This window comes from Streptomyces sp. NPDC048288 (genome assembly GCF_043201555.1).
Lineage (GTDB): Bacteria > Actinomycetota > Actinomycetes > Streptomycetales > Streptomycetaceae > Streptomyces.
Window position 1 is genome coordinate 204,169 of the sequence record NZ_JBICZD010000003.1, and the last position, 16,257, is coordinate 220,425.

The following is a 16,257-nucleotide window of genomic DNA, read 5'->3' on the forward strand; positions in this document are numbered from 1 at the left end:
ACGGCCGTCGCCCATGCCATCCTGACCGGGTGAACGCTCCCGAGATCCACGTCGAAGTCGCCCCCGAGCTGGCCCTGTTCGTCCCGCACGCCCGGCGCGTCGGCGCCCACCCGCTCGCCGTCGACGGCGTCTCGACGCTCGGCCACGTCATCGAGTCCCTCGGCATCCCCCTCACCGAGGTGGGCGCCCTGCTGGTGGACGGCCGCGAGGTCCCCGTCGCCCACATCCCGGCGCACGGCGAGCGGGTGACCGTACGCCCGGTCACCCGCCCCCAGCCCGTCCCCGGCGCCCCGCTCCGCTTCCTCCTCGACGTCCACCTCGGCACCCTCGCCCGCCGCCTCCGCCTCCTCGGCGTGGACACGGCCTACGAGTCCACCGACATCGGCGACCCGGCCCTCGCGACCCGCTCGGCGACGGAGCGGCGCGTCCTGCTCAGCCGCGACCGGGGCCTCCTCCGCCGCCGCGAACTCTGGGCCGGCGCCTACGTCTACAGCACCGCCCCCGACGACCAACTCCACGACATCCTCGACCGCTTCCGCCCCGACCTCCACCCCTGGACCCGCTGCACAGCCTGCAACGGCCTGTTGAAGAAGGCGACCAAGGAGGAAGTGGCTGCCCAGCTCAAGGGCGGCACCGAGCGCTCGTACGACGTCTTCGCCCAGTGCACCGACTGCGGCCGCGCCTACTGGAAGGGCGCGCACCACGATCAACTGGAGGAGATCGTGAAACGCGCCCTGGCGATGTAGCGCCCCTTTAGGGGCGCGGGGCAGTAGTCAATATGCGGCTACCGCCGCGTGGGCGCGACCAGCCCCCACCCACCCGCAGCCGACTACCGCACGTCAGCCCGCTCGCACACCACCCCGTTCCGATTCCGGTCAAGGCCCAGCGGATCGTCCTTCCCGTTCACCTTCAGCCGCCCGTACTGGTTCGTCTTCAACCACGCACACCGCGCCGCCGCCGTCTTCTTCACCGACCGCGGAAACACCGTAGGCACACACACGTTCACCGACCCGTAGTGCCGGTCGCACCCGGAGATCGTCGTGCTGACCGGCTGCGAGGACCGCTTCTGCGACGCCCCCGAGGTCTTCCCCGAAAGGGCGTCCGCGAAGGAGTGGACGTGCGCCGAGGCGTCCCCGAGCGCGGCCGGCCCCTGCAGATGCACCCACTTGGCCACCGACGGCACCCCGTTCGCGTCGACCGCGAACAGCATGTACCAGCCGGGCGGCGCCAGATTCGGGTTGCTGGTGACGTTGAGGTCGACGTTGTTGCCGTCGACGGACAACGGCAGGTCCACGAACCGCTGGTTCGGGTCGGACGAGTGCGTGACCGCCGCCGGACGGATCAGCTCCGCCTTGGCGATGGGCCGGTCGACGGTGATCCGCTGGGTGTCGCCGTACTTCCACTCCTGGTTGATGACGGAGGTGATCGTCGGCCGGGTGCCCTTGTACAGGTAGGGCGGCGAGTAGATCGACACGTTGTGGTTCCACGTGCCGTTGCCGGGGTTGTCGCCGGTGGCCATCACCCGCCCGTCGGGCAGCAGGAACGCCGAGGAGTGGTACCCCCGGGCCTCGGGATCCGCGGCCACGGAGTCGAACGTGTTGGTGTCCGGGTCGTAGAGCGACGACTCGTAGACCGGATCGGCCCGGTTGTGCAGCGCGCCGCCCGTCTCAAGGACCTTGCCGTCGGGAAGCAGCACGGCGGAGACGTACATCTTGCCCTGGTTCCCGGTCTCGGCCACCTTGCCGTTCCCCAGGTCCACCGTGCCCTGCGGCAGCGGCGGGCCGGCGACGTACGACGGGTTCGCGGCCTTGAGGTCGATGACGTCCGTGAGCCGGTTCGCGTCCGGGTTGGAGTCGATGTTGCCGCCGCCCAGCGTGAGCACCTTCTGGTCCTGCGCCGGAGGCAGCAGCACGCTCGCCGACTGGTCGCGCTCGTCCTTGTTCTGGAGCCCGGGGATCTGGGTGATGGTGTTGGCGTCGTAGTCGTAGACCGCGGAGCCGGTCCCGGGGATGTTGTTGCCGAAGACATGGCTGCCGGAGTAGAAGAGCCGCCCGTCCTGCATCAGGATCATCGACGGGTACAGCCCCCAGTACGACCAGGTCTGGTGCACGTCCCCGAGGCCCAGCCACTTCTGCTGGGCGTCGGACCAGTACTCCGCCGTCACCGAGCCCGAGGAGTCCTCGCGCAGGCCGCCGAAGGAGATGACGTCACCGTTGCCCAGCTCGGTCGCCGACGGGTACCAGTGGCCGTCGTTGAGGTCGTTGGTCTTGCTGTAGGTCTCGGTGACCGGGTCGAAGACGTACGAGTCCTTGTACCCCTCGTAGCCGTGCCCGCCGGCGACCGGGTAGGCCTTGTTGCCGCTCATCACGAGCACCCGGCCGTCCTGCAGCTGCACATGCCCGGAGCAGAACATGTCCTTCGGCGTCGGGATCACCTTGTACGTGCCGTTCGCCGGGTCGTACACCGCGCTGGTGAAGCTCCCCGCGGCGAAGTTCTCCTCGCTGTTGCCGGAGCCCGCGATCAGCAGCACCTTGCCGTTGTTGAGGACGACGGAGTGCATGGAACGGACCGGGTTCTGGGTCGGGAGGACCTCCCAACCGCCGTCCGCGCACTGGGCGGTGGTGCCCGTGCAGGTGGCCGGCGGCACGACGTCCGGCACCTGGTCCATGGTGTAGTCGTCCGTGGTCACCGAGCCCGTGCCGTAGACCGAGACACCCCAGGTGATGCGGTCGGTACCGGCGGGCACCTCGGGGGTGCGGACCGTCGCCTGGGTGTACGCGGACGCCATGTCGAGGGTCTTGAGGTCGGTCCAGTACTGCCAGCCGGCCGTCGTGTCGTGCCGGAACAGCGTGACGGCGGTGTCCGGGGTCGTCGACTTGTACCAGAGCGAGAGGTCGTACTGCTTGCCCGCCGTGACGACGGGCGCGCAGTCGGTCGACTCGGTGATCAGGGCTTTGCGGTCGCCGTCGACCCGGCGGGTCAGCGTCACCTTCATCGCGGCGGAGCCGGAGTGGGCGTCGGCGACGGTCGCGAAGTCGAAGTCGTTGTCGCCCCAGCCGGACTTCTCCCAGCAGTACGGCATGCCGTCCGTGCCCGTCGTCTCGAAGCCCGGGTTCTTCACGAGGTTGGCGGCCTCGGCGGACTGCGGTGCGGTGAGCAGCAGTCCGGCGGTCAGGGCGCCCACCCCGACCAGTGCCGTCCTTCTTCGGTACGGTTTCACGCGGCTCTCCTTGCGTCTTTCTTGCGTCGCGGCAGGTACACCAGCGCCTCGGTCCCCACGAAGCGCAGGACGAACGTCGTCACCAGCGCCAGCGCGGTCGCGGGCAGCGCCCCCATCCCGAACCGGCCGACGAGCAGGGCGATCAGCGGGATGCGCAGCACCAGGTCGGCGTTGGCGAGCAGCGCGAACCGGCCGACCCGGTCCCACCAGCGGCGATGGTCCCGCCGGTCGCGGAACAGCAGATGGTCGATGAGGACGAAGTTCCAGGCGACGCCGAGCTGGTTGGCGAGGATCTCGGCGGGGACGTAGTGCAGGCCGAGGGCGGTCAGCGCCCACAGCCCGACGAGGTTCGGCACGAAGCCGCTCAGGCCGATCAGCCCGAAGCCGATCATGCGGGCGGCGGGCGAGGCGGTGCGCAGCCCGGCCAGATGGCGCAGGAAGCGCAGGCCCTCCTGCGCGGTCGACTTGGACTCCCCGGCGAACCGGTCCTGGAAGACGAAGGGGACCTCGGCGACCTCGCGCGGCCGGCTCCGTACCGCCAGCTCCAGGAGGATCTTGTAGCCCAGCGGCTTCAGCACATCGGCCGTGACCACGCTCCGCCGGATCGCGAAGAAGCCGCTCATCGGGTCGCTGATGCCGTGCAGCCGGCGCGGGAACAGGGACTTGGTCAGCCAGGTCGCCCCGCGCGAGACGGCGACCCGGTAGCTGCCGGCGAGCCCGGCCCGGCTGCCGCCCTTGATGTACCGGGAGGCGACCACGAGCCCGGCGTTGCTCCGCTCCCCGGTGGCCACCAACTCCGGTACCAGGGACGGCGGATGCTGGCAGTCGCCGTCCATGACCACGACCCAGTCGGAGGTGGCGGCCTTCAGCCCCTCCACCACCGCGCCGCCGAGTCCGCCCACCGGTTCCTCGCGGTGCAGCACGGCCACCGGGAACGGGCAGTCCCGCGCGGCCTCGCGGATGACCTCGGGGGTGTCGTCGGTGGAGTCGTCGACGAAGACCACCTCGCAGGGCAGCCGGGCGGGCACCGACTCGGTGATCTGGCGCAGCAACTGCCGTACGTTCCCCGACTCGTTGAAGGTCGGTACGACGATGGTGACGGCGCCCGGTTCGGGAACCTCGGTGGCTTTGAGCCCCGGGACGGGGACGGTGTACTCGTGGCCGCTCATCGGACTCCCCCTGCGATCTGCCGGATCTCGATGCGGTCGTCGCCGGTGCCGAAGACGGCGACCGGGGTGGAGTGCCGGAGCGCGGCCTTGACGTTGGGCAGGTCGCGGGCGTCCCGCCGTACCGTCGGCGAGGCGACCACGTAGTCGAGGTCGCGCCAGCCGTGCGGCAGGGTCTTGGTGACGGCCGGGTCGAGGTCGGCCTTGTAGAACCAGATGACGCCGAGGCCGGGCCGGTAGCCCTGGTGGACGAGGTCGAGCCAGAGCGCGTCGTCGACGAGGACGCGGGTGTCGGCGGGGTCGGCGACCTTGCTGCCGAGCCACTTCGAGGCCTGCCGGTAGGGCGCGTTGGCGTCGGCGGTGACGGCGGTGCGGTCGCCGTCGTACCACTTCGGTACGACATAGGCGCCGGCGGCCAGGGCGAGTACGGCGGCCAGCGCGTACCGGCCGTAGGTCACGGCCCGCTGCTCGCTCGCGGCGCGCCATCTGCGCAGGGTGGCGTGGGCGACGGACGCGGTGGCGCCGGCGAGGACGAGGGCCAGGAAGGGCAGCGCGCCGATGATGTACATCGCGGGCAGATAGCCGTTCGGGCGCATCGCGACGGCGGTCAGGATGGCCACGGCGAGGGCCGGTCCGGCGAGGGCGCGGGCGGTGACCGACCAGCGGTGCGCGACGAGCAGGAGCAGGGCGCCGGCGAGTCCGCCGACGGGCAGCACACGGTCGTAGTACAGCCAGGAGTGCAGCACGCCGTACGAGCCGGAGGAGGTGTCCAGGAGGAAGCCCGAACCGGGCCGGGACATCTGGTACTTGACGCCGTCCCAGAGGGAGACGTGGCCGGCGCCCGGCAGCAGCTCGCCCTTGAGGAGGGCGAACAGGGGGTAGGAGAGGCCCGCCAGGGTGCAGGCGGTGATGGCGCCGGTGAGGGCGAACTTGCGGGTGTCGGCGTGGCCGTGGCGCCACATGGTGACCAGCAGCGCCGGGAGGACGACGAGCATCGTCTCCTTGGTCAGCACGCCTGCCGCCGCCGCGAGTCCGGCGCCGAAGTGGTGCCAGAGATGGCGGCTGGGCGAGGCGGCGAGGCAGAAGGCCAGCAGCAGCCACATCACGGCGATGTTGTCGAGGAAGATCTCGCGTTGCAGGACGACCGCGAGCGGCGAGAGCCCGAACAGGGCCATGCCGAGTCCGGCCGCCCAGCGGGGCAGCGAGAGGCGGCGGCCGAGGACGTAGACGAGGACCGCGCTGACGCCGCTGACCACGAGCATCGCCACGCGCATCGAGCCGACGGTCATCAGGGAGGGGTCGAGGGCGGAGGGTATCCAGGTGAGCAGGGCAATCTGGATCCAGCCGAGCGGCGGGTGGTCGTACCAGTAGGTGTAGTGGGCCAGGCCCCGGCCCTCCTGGACGGCCCAGGCCTGGGCGAGGTAGGTGCCCTCGTCGTCGCTGAGGGTGGGGTAGTCGGCGATGTTCCAGCCCTGGACGACGAGGATCACGAGCAGCAGGACCCCGCACAGGAGCAGGTCCGGGCGGGAGGAGCGGAGCCGGAGCGGTGAACTCGTTCGACCGGTCGAACCGGCCGCGGGCACAGGTCGGCGCTGCGCGGGGACCTTGGGAGCGGTCACCGCGGGAAGGGTGGAGGTCACGCAGGAACGTCCTCTCGGATCGTCTCGGCCGCGGTGAGGTGCGCGCCGACGTGAGTGGTCAACTCCCAGTCGTTCCGGCCGCGTTGCTCGCGCCACACTGCGCGGATCGCTGCTCCGGCGAGGAGGACCTGGTAGAAGGGGCCGCCGACGACGAGCTTCACGTAGTGCACGAAGCGGACGCGCAGCCCGTACTGCTTGCCGAAGTCGTGCAGCCCGACCACCTCGAAGACGAAGGTGACGGCGGCGGTGACCAGCGGCAGGAAGGTGAGGAAGGCGATCCCGACGGGGACGTCGAGGAAGAGGGCGACCGCCGCGTTGAGCGGGATGACGACGCCGGAGAAGGCCTGCAGGAACGGTGTCATCAGGGTGTAGCGGGCGAGCAGCCGCTGGCCGAAGCCGGGGAGTTGCTTCCAGTCCTGCTTGCGGTAGACCTGCAGGAAGCCCTGGTTCCAGCGGGTGCGCTGCTTGAGCAGGGACATGAGGGAGCCCGGGGTCTCCTCACGGGTCACCATGTCGGAGTCGTAGGCGACGACGACCTTCTTGCCGACGGACGAGAGCCGTACGCCCAGGTCGCAGTCCTCGGCGAGGCAGTCGGGGTCCCAGCCGTCGGCCTCCCTGAGCACGGCCGTCCGGACGAAGACGGTGTTGCCGCCGAGCGGGATGAACCCCTTCTGCGCGTGCAGGTGGAGCCGGGACCGGAACCAGAAGAAGTACTCCAGGCAGTTGCGCAGGCTGTACCAGCTGGAGTGGAAGTTGATGAGCTGGACGCCGCCCTGGACGACGTCGGCCTCCGTGGTGCGGAAGGCGTGGTCGACGTGGGCGAGCAGCTCCGGGTGGACCTGGTCCTCGGCGTCGAAGACCCCGACGACGTCGCCGCGGCAGTGCGGCAGCGCCGTGTTCATGGCCTTCGGCTTGTTCTTCTTCTCGTGGGTGTCGACGACGACCCGCACGCGCGGGTCGCGCTCGGCGGCCCGCTCCGCGACCGCCGTGGTCTCGGGGTCGTCGTGGCCGACGATGACGATGATCTCGAAGTCGGTGTGGCTGGACTCCAGCAGTCGTTGGATGGTGTGGTCGAGCACGGCCTGTTCGTGCCGCGCGGGCAGCAGCAGCGAGAACGACAGGTGTTCGCCGCCGTCGGGTCTGCCGAACCGGGTGGAGGCCAGCACTTCGGGCGTACGCCACGCGTGCATCTGCCACCAGAGAGTGAAGGCAGCCATCCAGAACAAGGCCAGCGAGACGGCAGCGATGAAGACAGACGTCAGCAAGGAAAGATCCCCCCAGATCCCAAAACCCCCTGTGCGCAACGGTGAGTTACACCCGTCGCGCATCTGTGGAGAGCCTAGGGGGGTTCTGTGAAGCACGGGAGCCGTTCCGATAAATAGCATGTTTCGGAACGGCGCTGCCGTAAGCGGTATCTATCCGAACAGACGCACAATTCCGACCGCCTGTTCACCCGTCAGGTCTGTCCTTCTTCGCCTTCAGCTCCGCAGTGCCGCTCCCAGCAGCTCCGGGTCGGTGGTCGGGGCGTCGCAGGTGAAGTGGCGGCAGACGTACGCGGCCGCCGCGCCGTCGACGAGCGGCCGGCCCGCCAGCAGCGGGAACTCGTCACTCTCCGGAGTCCCCACGGCCACGACCGCGCCGGGGGCGGTCCCGAGAAGTGCCGTGCGGTGCAGGGCGGTGGTGTTCCGGTCGTCCGCGCCGGGCCCGACGATCGCGACCTCGCGCGGTCCGTCGAGCAGCGCCTCGGCGACGGCGAGCCCCCATCCCACGAAGCGCGGCACCCGCGGCCCCAGTGTCTTGACGACCCCCAACGCGCGTTCCGCCGCGGTGCGGTGCGGCTCGGCACCGGTGTGGGCCGCGTAGCCCAGCAGGGCGCCCGCGGCGGCGGTCCAGCCGGAGGGGGTGGCGTTGTCGGTCGGGTCCTGCGGGCGGCGGATGAGTTGCTCGGCGTCGGCCGCGGTGTCGTACAGGGCACCGCTGTCCGGGTCGGTGAAGCGGGTGAGCACATGGTCGAGCAGCAGCCCGGCGAACTCCAGCCAGACCCCCTCACCGGTCACGGACGCGAGCGCGAGGAAGCCCTCGGCCACGTCGCCGTAGTCCTCCAGCACCCCGGCGTTGGCGCCGACCCGGCCGTCGCGGCTGGTGCGGGCGATCCGGGCGTGGTCGTCGAGGTGCAGGCGTACGAGGACATCGGCGGCGCCGACCGCGGCCTCGACCAGGTCGGGCCGGTCGAAGTAGGCGCCGGTCTCGGCGAGCGCGGCGACGGCGAGCCCGTTCCAGGCGGCGACCACCTTGTCGTCCCGGCCGGGGGCGGGGCGCCGCGCCCGTGCGGCCAGCAGCCGCTGCCTGACCGACTCGACCTTCTCCGCGTCGAACACGCCCTCCTGCTGCGGGAGTTGCAGAACGGACTGGCCGTGCTCGAAAGTGCCCTCCGCGGTGACGCCGAAGTACTGGGCGGCGAGGTCCGCGTCCTCGCCGAGGACCTCGGCGAGCTGGGCGGGCGTCCAGACGTAGTACGCGCCCTCGACGTGCGCGCCGGTCCCGTCGTCGCTGTCGGCGTCGAGGGCGGAGGCGAACCCGCCCTGGTCGGTGCGGAGTTCGCGGACCATGAAGTCGGCGGTCTCCAGCGCGACCCGGCGGGCCAGTTCCGACCCGGTGGCCCGCCACAGGTGGGCGTAGACCCGGCACAGCAGGGCGTTGTCGTACAGCATCTTCTCGAAGTGCGGCACGACCCAGTCGCGGTCGACGGAGTAGCGGGCGAAGCCGCCGCCGAGCTGGTCGTAGAGGCCGCCGCGGGCCATCCGCTCGCAGGTGTCCGCGGCCATCTGCAGCGCGCCCTCGGCGCCCGTGCGGGCGTGGTGGCGCAGCAGGAACTCGACGACCATGGACGGCGGGAACTTGGGGGCGCCGCCGAATCCGCCGCGCTGCGCGTCGTACTCGCGGGTGAGCCCGAGCAGGGCCTGGGAGAGTTCCTGCTCGCCGGGCGGCCCGTCGCCCTGGTGGCTGAGCTCCCGCTGGGAGAGGTCCCGGACGATCTTCCCGGCGACGTCGGCGACCTCGTCCCGCCGGTCGGTCCAGGCGGCCCGGACGCCCTCCAGGACCTGCCGGAAGGCGGGCATGCCGTGGCGGGGGGCGGGCGGGAAGTAGGTGCCGAAGTAGAAGGGTTCGGCGTCGGGCGTGAGGAAGACGGTCATGGGCCAGCCGCCCTGACCGGTGGCGGCCTGCACGGCCTCCATGTACACGGCGTCGACGTCGGGCCGTTCCTCCCGGTCGACCTTGACGCTGACGAAGTGCTCGTTGAGGTAGTCGGCGGTGGCGCGGTCCTCGAAGGACTCGTGGGCCATCACATGGCACCAGTGGCAGGAGCTGTATCCGACGCTCAGCAGAACGGGCTTGTTCGCGGTCCGCGCGGCCTCGAAGGCTTCGGCCGACCAGGGCCACCAGTCGACGGGGCTGTCGGCGTGCTGGAGGAGGTACGGGGACGTCTCATGGGCCAGTCGGTTCACCCTCCCACTCTCCCACGGGCTCCGGGGCCGCGTAGAAGCGCAGGTCGACCCGGCGCGCCCCGTCGGGTGCGGTCTCGCCGGGGTGGCCGTACCGGTCGAGGAGTTCCTGGTAGTCGCGGACGAAGGCGTGCAGTTCGTCCTTGGTCATCCAGGTGCCGGCGCGCCGGACCTGGGCCCAGCCGCCCGGTCCCCGGTACTCGCGGTGGGCGCGGCGGAAGAGCCGGGTGTCCAGCTCGATCTTGAGCAGGGCGAGTTGCTCGGCCGCCGCGTACTCCTCCGGGGCCATCGCGGCCGGGTCGGGTGTGGTGTGCCTGAACGGCAGGCTCCGCCACCAGCGTTCCCGGCCGCCCGACTTCTCCGGGATCTCCTCGATGAGCTTCTGCTCGGCGAGTTTGCGCAGGTGGTAGCTGGTGGTGCCGGAGCTCTCGCCGAGTTCGCGGGCGAGCACCGTGGAGTTGGCCTCGCCGTGCCGGCCGAGGTAGTCGAGGATCCGGCGGCGCAGCGGGTTGCCGAGTGACTTGTAGAGAGCGGTGCGTTCGACGCTGGTCATCTCGGACGTGCCGTCGGTCATGGCTCCACCGTAACCCCGAGAACCCTGAGACATCCCCGATGTCTGCCGAATTTTCTTTGCAGAATTTTCTCTGCGGTCTAGCGTGGGGGCATGCGGAAGGACCGCGGCGGGACGGAACAAGGCGGGGGCTGATCGCGTTGGGAACCTTGACTACGACGAAGGCGCGGCTGATGAAGCGGACGAAGCGGTGGGCCCTCATCCTGCTCGGCTCGTCCTCCGTGCTGCTCGTTCCGTGGACGGTGGTGCTGGCGCTGACGCTGCCCACCAGGACCGAGGTGCACAACTGGTCCCTGGCCTGGACAGGCCTGGACGTGCTGATGGCGCTCGGCTGCGCGGCAACCGCCTTACTGGGGTTGCGCGGTGATCCCAGGGCCCGGCTGACCGCTTCCGCGACGGCCTCGGTGGCGGTCCTGGACGCCTGGTTCGACATCACGACCTCGGCGGTGGGCACCGAGCTGCTGGAAGCCCTGGCGAGCGCGGTCGCGGAGGCGGGGCTCGCGGCGGCCTGTGTGTTCCTCGCGCTGTCCAAGGGCTGGGTGCGCACCAATTCCTCACCCGCCACCTGATCGTCGCCCCCTCGCCATCGCGCGCCTTCACAAGGACACTCGTACCCAACGGAGTTGCCGCTGGAGGGGGACGGGACATGCGGGACGCCCACCGGGCCGATGCCGATCGGCTGCTGGAACGGGCCGTGGAGGAGGAGGTCCGCCGTGCGGGCGGGCGCGTCGACGGGCAGGTGCTGCTGTCACGCGCGCGCGGCGGACTGGAGGAGATGGAGCGGACGGCCGCCGAGGAGTACGAGGCCTACACCCACGCCCTGGACGCGTCGGAGGCGGGCCGGCAGAGCTTCGGCCAGCGGTACGCCAGGGACGGCGCGGGAACTCCGCTGCTGGTCGCGGCCGTCGCGGCGGTCGCCGCCACCGTGGCCGACCTCTCCCTGGGCACCGGCGCGGCCACCGCGCTCGGCGCGGGCGTGGCCGTCGGCGTGGTCGGCGCGGCCGCCACGGTCGTCAAGGTCGCCGGTTCGCATCTGCCCGCCGCCCATCACCACGCCGGCGCGACCGGTCAGCCCGGCGGCCCGGAGCAGCTGCGGCTGCAGTGGCTGACCGCGCTGGAGGTGCGGGGCATCCGCCCGTTCCTGGACCAGCAGCGGGTGCTCAGCGCGTCCACGGGGCCGAAGAAGCAGGCCCCGGGGCTGCGCGGCGCGGACAAGAGCGCGGCGGCCCGCAGGCGTACGGTGCTGCAGCAGTCGTTCGGCCAGCTCCCCGAATCGGACGGCCCGTTCGCCGGCCGGCATCAGGAGCTGGCGCGGATCCGGCAGTGGGCGCAGGCGGCCCGGGCGACCACCGAGACCCGGCCGACGGTCGTCGTCCTGTACGGGGAGCCGGGCTCCGGGCGCACCGCGCTCGCGGTCCGGGCCACCCACGAGCTGAAGGACCTCTTCCGGGGCGCGGTCGTGGTGGACCTGCGCGGGGACAGCCGGGACGAGGTGCCGCTGCCCACCCGGGACGCCCTGCTGCATCTGCTCAACCGGCTGGGCGCGCCGCGCGAGCAGCTGCTGTTCCGTGAGCGTTCCTCCCCCGACCAGCAGGTCAAGCGGCTGAGCGAGCTGTACCACCAGCACCTCGCGGGGCTCGCGGTGACGATCGTGCTGGACGACGCCTCGGACCCCGACCAGGTGCGCACCCTGGTCCCGGAGCGCTCCGACAGCCTGGTCCTGGTCACGGCCCGGGAGCAGCTGGACCTGCCACTGGACCTGCCGGCCTGGGTGCACCAGCTGCCGGTCACCGCGCTGGACGCGGCGGGCGCGGAGGAGCTGCTGGAGGCCTCGGCGCAGGACGTGTCGGGGCCGTACGACGCGCAGTCCACGGACCGGATCCGGGAGCTGTGCGGCGGGCTGCCGCTGGCGCTGCGGGTCGCGGGCTCGTCGCTGGGCTCGCGCTCCCCGCTGCAGCTGGCCACGGATCTCGGCGCGTACGGCCCGGTGGGGCCGGTGGAGCGGGTGCTGTGGCTGCGGTACACCGACCAGTCGGACACCGGGCGCCGGCTGCTGCGCAGGCTGGCGCTGGCCGGGCGGGCCTCGCTGGGCGCGGCGGCCGCGGCCGCCCTGCTGGGCGCGGACGAGGCGGAGGCGACCCGCCAGCTGGTGGCGCTCTCCCGGGCCGGCCTGATCGACCACGTCCGGGGCAGCCGCTACCGGCTGCACGACCTGGTCCGCTCCTTCGCGCAGGCCCGCCTGCTGGACGAGGAGGAGCCGGCCGACCGGACGGCCGCGCAGCAGCGGCTGATCGTGAACTACGCGGAGCTGGCCGACTCGGTGCTGCGGCTGGTGGACGGCAACATGTCGACCCGCTCGGACCGGTTCAGCCCGCACGGGTTCACCTCGCTCGACGAGGCGCTGCGCTGGCTGGACGACGAGTCGAGCTTCATCACGGCGGCGCTGCGGCACGCGGAGGGCGTCGACCAGGCGGCCGTGCAGAACCTGCTGGGCGCCCTGTGCGACTACTGCCTGCTCCGCGGTGACCTCTACCGGCTGGGTGAGATCAGCGAGTTGGCGCAGGCGGTGGACCAGGGGCTGCTGGTGCGTTCGGTGCAGTGGCGGACGGGTATCGCGGCCCGTCAGCTGGGCGAGCTGGACAAGGCCCGCACCACCCTCACCTCGGTGGTCGACCTCTACCGGGAGGCGCACCACGACGCGGGCGTGGCACGCGCGCTGTGCTCGCTCGGGATCACCCTGCACCACCAGGGCAACCTCACCGAGGCGGCGGCCAAGCTGCAGGAGGCGCTGGATCTCCAGGCGGCGCCCGAGCTGGCGACCGACCGGGCGTGGACCATGCACGCGCTGGCGGCGGTGCAGCGCGACCGGGCCCGGCTGCCGGAGGCCATGGACCTGCTCACCCGCTCCCTCGTCCAGCACCGCGAGGGCGGTTCGGTGCACGGCGAGGCCTGGGCGCACTTCCAGCTCGGCCAGCTGGCGCTGCGGATGGGCGACGTACCGCGTGCCGAGCGGGAGCTGGGGGCCGCGCTGGAGCGTTACGGCCGCACCCGTGACGCCCGGGGCGAGGCCTGGGCGCTGACCCAGCTGGCCCGGGCCCGGCTGGTCGCCGGCGACGCGTCACCGGCGGTCGACGGGCTGCGGCAGGCGGCCGCCCGGCACCGGGAGAACGAGGACGCGCGCGGTGAGGCCTGGACGGTCTACTACCTGGGCCAGGCCCTGGAGGAGTCCGGGACCCTGGACCGGGCGGTCCGCGAGCTGGAGCGCTCGCGGACGATGTTCTCCCGGATGCGGGACGTCTACGGACTGGCCTGTGCCCGCCACCACTCGGCCCGGGTCACCCGGGACCAGCGGGCGGCCCAGACCGGTTCGCTGCGCAACTCCGGCTTCGCCCGGCAGCTCCTCGTCGACGCCCGCGCCGACTTCCAGCGCATCGGCGTCGTACACGGCGAGGCCTGGACCTGTCTGGAGCTGGCGGTGGTCGACGCCGGCAACACCCGCACCCAGCAGGCGCTGGCCCTGTGCGACGAGGCGACCACCCTGTTCACCTCCTACGGCGACCGCCGCGGCGAGGACTGGGCACGCTTCCTGCGCTGCACCCTGCTCCCCTACGCCGCGCCCGGCGGGGTGGAGGTGGGTACGGCCGTCGCCCAGGAGGACCTGGCCCAGCTCGCCCGGACCACGCATCCGCTGCGCGACGAGAAGCTGACCGAGTACGTCACGGCGTACGGACTGCTCCTGGAGCGCGGGGTGAACCTGGAGGCGGGCTGGCAGGCCTGGCGGCTGGGCATGGTGCCCAGCCGGCACTCCCGTGAGGTGATGGGGGTGCCGGTACCGGGCGGCGCGTGACGCCGGTCAGACCTTGGGATCGGCCGCCGGAGTCCCGGAGTCCGCCCTGGACTCCGGGGACGACTCCTTGAAGTCGACCTTCTGCATGTGCTTGTTCATGGACTTCATCAGCCCCCAGACCGCCACCGCCATCACCGCGAAGACGATGAAGCCGAGGACGCCGGGGGTGACCTTGTTCTCGTCGACCTCCTTGGCGAGGGGGACGAGGTGCGTCAGTGCCAGGCTTGCGCTCATGTCAGGCATTGTCGCGGATGCCCGCAAAGAGGTCGTCCTCGGGTAGGGAGGTGTCGACGAGCGACTTCGCGAGCTCGTACTCCTCGGTCGGCCAGACCTCCTTCTGGAGGTCCATCGGGACCTTGAACCAGCCGCCGTCGGGGTCGATCTGCGTGGCGTGGGCGATCAGCGCCTTGTCCCGGATCTCGTAGAACTCCGCGCACGGGATGTGCGTGGTCAGGGTCCGCTCGGTGCGCTCGATCTCGTTCCACCGCTTCAGCCAGTCCCCGTAGGGCGACTCCAGGCCGCGCTCCAGCATGGCGTGGTGCAGCGCCTCGGTGCGGGGGCGGTTGAAGCCCTGGTTGTAGTAGAGCTTCCGCGCCTGGTACACGGGGCCGAACTCGGCCTCGGGGTACTTCTCGGCGTCGGCCGCGCCCTCGAAGGCCACCATCGAGATCTTGTGGGTCATGATGTGGTCGGGGTGCGGGTAGCCGCCGTTCTCGTCGTAGGTGGTGATCACCTGCGGGCGGAACGCGCGGATCCTGCGGACCAGCTCGCCGGCCGCCTTGTCGACGTCCTCCAGGGCGAAGCAGCCCTCGGGCAGCGGGGGCAGCGGGTCGCCCTCGGGCAGACCGGAGTCGACGAAGCCGAGCCACTCCTGCTTGACCCCGAGGATCTCGCGGGCCTCGTCCATCTCCTTCTTGCGTACCTCGTGGATGTGTTCCTCGATGTACTTGTCGCCCTGCAGCTTGGGATTGAGGATGGAGCCGCGCTCCCCGCCCGTGCAGGTCACGACCAGCACGTCCACCCCCTCGGACACGTACTTCGCCATGGTGGCCGCGCCCTTGCTCGACTCGTCGTCGGGGTGGGCGTGCACGGCCATCAGTCGCAGCTGGTCAGTCAAGACTCAATCCTTGGTCAGTCGGCGCCCCGGTGTCATGGGGTGCGATCGGCGGCTTCTATAGTGACCGAATCGGGGGGCGAATAATTCCGGGGTCCGGAGGTCGATCATGAGTACCGCGAGTACGCGGCTGCCCGAGGGGCGCTACGGCGGCACCTCGGACGAGCGCGCCGACCGCAGGCTCAGGACCGCCGGTGTGATCCTGGGCGCCCTGTTCCTCGTCCTCGTCGGATACTGGGCGTACCACTACGTGGTGGAGAGCAGGATCAGCGCGCAGGTCGTCACCTTCGACGCCTCCGCCGACGCGGTCAAGGTACATCTCGAGGTCCACAAGGACTCCGGCACCTCCGGCTACTGCACCCTGCGTTCCCAGGCGGCGGACGGCTCCGAGGTGGGCCGGGCGGACTTCCGCTTCACCGGTTCCGCGACCCAGATCGACAGGGTGGTCACGCTCCGTACGACGGCCCGGGGCACCACGGCGGAGCTGCTCGGCTGCCACGCCGACTGACGTCAGCCACAATACGTAGACGCTGACCTGCGTTGACGTGATTCTGATGGCTTATGTCCTCCCCCTTCCGCCGTTGAATTGTTAGGCTCGTGGTTTCGCCCTTCCGTGAAGGAACATGCTTCTGGGTAGGGCGATGCTTTGTATTCCCAGTACCGACGAGGAGCACCTGTGACCCAGACCAGCGAGAACGTCACCTGGCTGACCCAGGAGGCGTACAACCAGCTCAGGGCCGAGCTGGAGTACCTGTCTGGTCCTGCGCGCACGGACATCGCCGCCAAGATCGCGGCCGCGCGCGAGGAGGGCGACCTGCGCGAGAACGGCGGGTACCACGCGGCCAAGGAGGAGCAGGGCAAGCAGGAGCTCCGTGTGCGCCAGCTGACCCAGCTCCTGGAGAACGCCAAGGTCGGCGAGGCTCCGACCTCCGCGGACGGCGCCGTCGCGCCCGGCATGGTGGTGACCATCGCCTTCGACGGTGACGAGGACGACACCATGACGTTCCTCCTCGCCTCGCGCGAGTACGCCAGCGCCGACATCGAGACCTACTCCCCGCAGTCCCCCCTGGGCACCGGCGTGATCGGGCACAAGGTGGGCGAGGACGCGGAGTACGAGCTGCCGAACGGCAAGAAGGCCTCGGTGAAGATCCTCAAGGCCGAGCCGTACTCGGGCTGATCCCGACCGGCACGACAGC

General features: G+C 71.1%; 13 protein-coding genes. 5 read left to right on the forward strand and 8 right to left on the reverse strand.

The features are described from left to right. Positions 1–29 precede the first annotated feature (29 nt). Positions 30–746 carry a Mut7-C RNAse domain-containing protein gene (locus ACGFZS_RS12175; protein ID WP_393795005.1) on the forward strand — a complete coding sequence of 239 codons (717 nt, stop codon included), beginning with the start codon at positions 30–32 and terminating at the stop codon, positions 744–746. An 83-nt stretch (positions 747–829) separates the two neighbouring features. On the opposite strand, the gene ACGFZS_RS12180 is transcribed toward ACGFZS_RS12175, so the two are convergent. From ACGFZS_RS12180 to ACGFZS_RS12205, 6 genes are all read right to left on the reverse strand, one after another. After that, a complete protein-coding gene (locus ACGFZS_RS12180) occupies positions 830–3,220 on the reverse strand; it encodes a galactose oxidase-like domain-containing protein (protein WP_393795006.1) in 2,391 nt (796 codons plus the stop codon). Beyond that, complete coding sequence (locus ACGFZS_RS12185; protein ID WP_393795007.1) at positions 3,217–4,389, reverse strand: glycosyltransferase; 1,173 nt, start codon at positions 4,387–4,389, stop codon at positions 3,217–3,219. The genes ACGFZS_RS12180 and ACGFZS_RS12185 overlap by 4 nt, the downstream gene beginning before the upstream one ends. After that, positions 4,386–6,026, reverse strand: a complete 1,641-nt coding sequence (locus ACGFZS_RS12190) for an ArnT family glycosyltransferase (protein ID WP_393795008.1) — start codon at positions 6,024–6,026, stop codon at positions 4,386–4,388. Before ACGFZS_RS12190 ends, ACGFZS_RS12185 begins: the two co-directional genes overlap by 4 nt. Next, positions 6,023–7,291 (reverse strand): glycosyltransferase, encoded by a 1,269-nt coding sequence (locus tag ACGFZS_RS12195; RefSeq protein ID WP_393795009.1) that lies wholly within the window; start codon positions 7,289–7,291, stop codon positions 6,023–6,025. The genes ACGFZS_RS12190 and ACGFZS_RS12195 overlap by 4 nt, the downstream gene beginning before the upstream one ends. 213 nt (positions 7,292–7,504) lie before the next feature. Next, positions 7,505–9,532 (reverse strand): thioredoxin domain-containing protein, encoded by a 2,028-nt coding sequence (locus ACGFZS_RS12200; RefSeq protein ID WP_393795010.1) that lies wholly within the window; start codon positions 9,530–9,532, stop codon positions 7,505–7,507. Then, positions 9,513–10,103, reverse strand: a complete 591-nt coding sequence (locus ACGFZS_RS12205) for an ArsR/SmtB family transcription factor (RefSeq protein ID WP_393795011.1) — start codon at positions 10,101–10,103, stop codon at positions 9,513–9,515. Before ACGFZS_RS12205 ends, ACGFZS_RS12200 begins: the two co-directional genes overlap by 20 nt. 170 nt (positions 10,104–10,273) lie before the next feature. On the opposite strand from ACGFZS_RS12205, the gene ACGFZS_RS12210 reads away from it, so the two are divergent. Together ACGFZS_RS12210 and ACGFZS_RS12215 are read left to right on the forward strand one after the other, a co-directional pair. Then, complete coding sequence (locus ACGFZS_RS12210; protein ID WP_393662884.1) at positions 10,274–10,669, forward strand: hypothetical protein; 396 nt, start codon at positions 10,274–10,276, stop codon at positions 10,667–10,669. A 77-nt stretch (positions 10,670–10,746) separates the two neighbouring features. Then, positions 10,747–13,947 carry a tetratricopeptide repeat protein gene (locus tag ACGFZS_RS12215; RefSeq protein ID WP_393795012.1) on the forward strand — a complete coding sequence of 1,067 codons (3,201 nt, stop codon included), beginning with the start codon at positions 10,747–10,749 and terminating at the stop codon, positions 13,945–13,947. 6 nt (positions 13,948–13,953) lie between these two features. Here the strand turns inward: ACGFZS_RS12215 and ACGFZS_RS12220 are convergent, their stop codons facing one another. Next, complete coding sequence (locus tag ACGFZS_RS12220; protein ID WP_359222184.1) at positions 13,954–14,181, reverse strand: hypothetical protein; 228 nt, start codon at positions 14,179–14,181, stop codon at positions 13,954–13,956. A 1-nt stretch (position 14,182) separates the two neighbouring features. Continuing rightward, complete coding sequence (mca, locus tag ACGFZS_RS12225; RefSeq protein WP_393795458.1) at positions 14,183–15,043, reverse strand: mycothiol conjugate amidase Mca; 861 nt, start codon at positions 15,041–15,043, stop codon at positions 14,183–14,185. Between the two features lie 127 nt (positions 15,044–15,170). Here mca and ACGFZS_RS12230 point away from each other — a divergent pair, with 127 nt between their 5' ends. After that, a complete protein-coding gene (locus tag ACGFZS_RS12230; RefSeq protein WP_393795013.1) occupies positions 15,171–15,569 on the forward strand; it encodes a DUF4307 domain-containing protein in 399 nt (132 codons plus the stop codon). Between the two features lie 168 nt (positions 15,570–15,737). Next, positions 15,738–16,238: a transcription elongation factor GreA gene (greA, locus tag ACGFZS_RS12235; RefSeq protein WP_365687113.1), complete on the forward strand. Its 501-nt coding sequence runs from the start codon at positions 15,738–15,740 to the stop codon at positions 16,236–16,238. Positions 16,239–16,257: the final 19 nt, after the last annotated feature.